Consider the following 1,270-nt stretch of genomic DNA (forward strand, 5'->3'; position numbering starts at 1 on the left):
AACGACCAGTCGATCCAGATCGACAACCAGCGCAGCGTCCTGGTCACCGGGCTGTCCAGCCACGAACTGCAAGGCGAAGAACATCACCTGACCCTCGGCGCGCGCAAGACGCAGGTGCTGGCGGATGACTCCCTGACGGTCGTCGGCAATCAGCACATCAGTGCGGCAAGTTATCTGATCAGCGCAGCTGGGCAGGTGCACCTCAACTCGAAGCTGGATGTGGTTATTGATGCGGGCATGACGGCGACGATCAAAGGCGGCGGGCACTGGATCAATATCACACCCGCAGGAATCTTCACCAGCGTACCGATCCTGCTGGGTGGCGCGCCGATGCCGGGGATGCCTGCGGTGCCTGGAATGCCGCTGGCCGTTGCAAGACAGACTGCACTCGCAGCGTCTGTATCTTCACCAGTCGACGCTTCTGGAATAGATGCGACATTGCCCGAGTTGCTGGTGGGTGATGCGCCCATTGTCGAGCTATGCCAGAAGCCGCAAGGCAAGACTCCAATGGAATGCACCTTGCTGGACTGCCCATGCGCGCGGGCACTGGGCGCGGGAGGCAAGCAATGAATACGTGTTTTTTGCTGGAGCGTACCGAGCATCTGCTGCCCAACCTTTATCGGCAGGTTGCGCTGCCTGAATTGACCCGGCTCTTCGACTCAACCCCGTTGGCGTCCTATGACGAACAGAGCCCTTTGCTGGTCAAGGACGACAGTTCGAAACTGTTCGCCGCGATCCAGCAAGCTCCCGAGCAATGGCCCGGCCTGATGTTACACAGCGAACATTCGACAGCGGCCGTGCTGGCTCATTTGCGGCAGATCCTGTTCGTCAACTTCGAACAGAACCGCAAGGGCGTGCTGCGCTATTCAAATCCCGTCATTGCGAGCTATTTCTTCCCCGCATGTACCGCCGGCGAACTGAAGTTCTGGCTGGGACCACTGACGCACCTGAGCTGGTATGGCGGCAGCTGGCGGGATAAAGCGACCACAGAGATGAAGTGGCACGCGCTGGAAAACCCGGCGGCCAACGAGTGGCAGGCACCGGCTGTCGGTCATCAATCAGCCTTGAGCAGCGGCCAGCAGCAAGCGCTTGAGCGCCAGCAGCAAGATCACTTGGTTTACCTGCAACCCCATCTGCAACTACCTTCGACCGGACAGGAGTCCTGACATGCCTGATCCCGCTGGCACCCTGAGCCGTGGCCCGTGCTGCGAAATCAATAAACTCATCGTCCAGGTAGTCGGCAAGAACCATCCCTCGACCCAGCGCCTGG

Annotated in this window: 1 protein-coding gene and 1 pseudogene; both read left to right on the forward strand. The window is 59.8% G+C overall.

Going from position 1 to position 1,270, the window contains the following annotated elements; genetic code table 11:
* Positions 1-570 (forward strand): annotated as a pseudogene (locus ACP7E4_RS30420) (hypothetical protein); the annotation flags it as partial.
* A complete protein-coding gene (locus ACP7E4_RS30425; protein ID WP_426119979.1) occupies positions 567-1,166 on the forward strand; it encodes a DUF4123 domain-containing protein in 600 nt (199 codons plus the stop codon). The pseudogene ACP7E4_RS30420 and the gene ACP7E4_RS30425, both read left to right, overlap by 4 nt.
* Positions 1,167-1,270: the final 104 nt, after the last annotated feature.

This window comes from Pseudomonas sp. DSP3-2-3 (assembly GCF_049898225.1).
Classification (GTDB): Bacteria; Pseudomonadota; Gammaproteobacteria; order Pseudomonadales; family Pseudomonadaceae; genus Aquipseudomonas.

What these genes read in the sequence shown, in the direction of transcription:
- ACP7E4_RS30425 (WP_426119979.1), top strand. Translation starts at nt 567, where the DNA reads ATGAATACGTGTTTTTTGCTGGAGCGTACCGAGCATCTGCTGCCCAAC.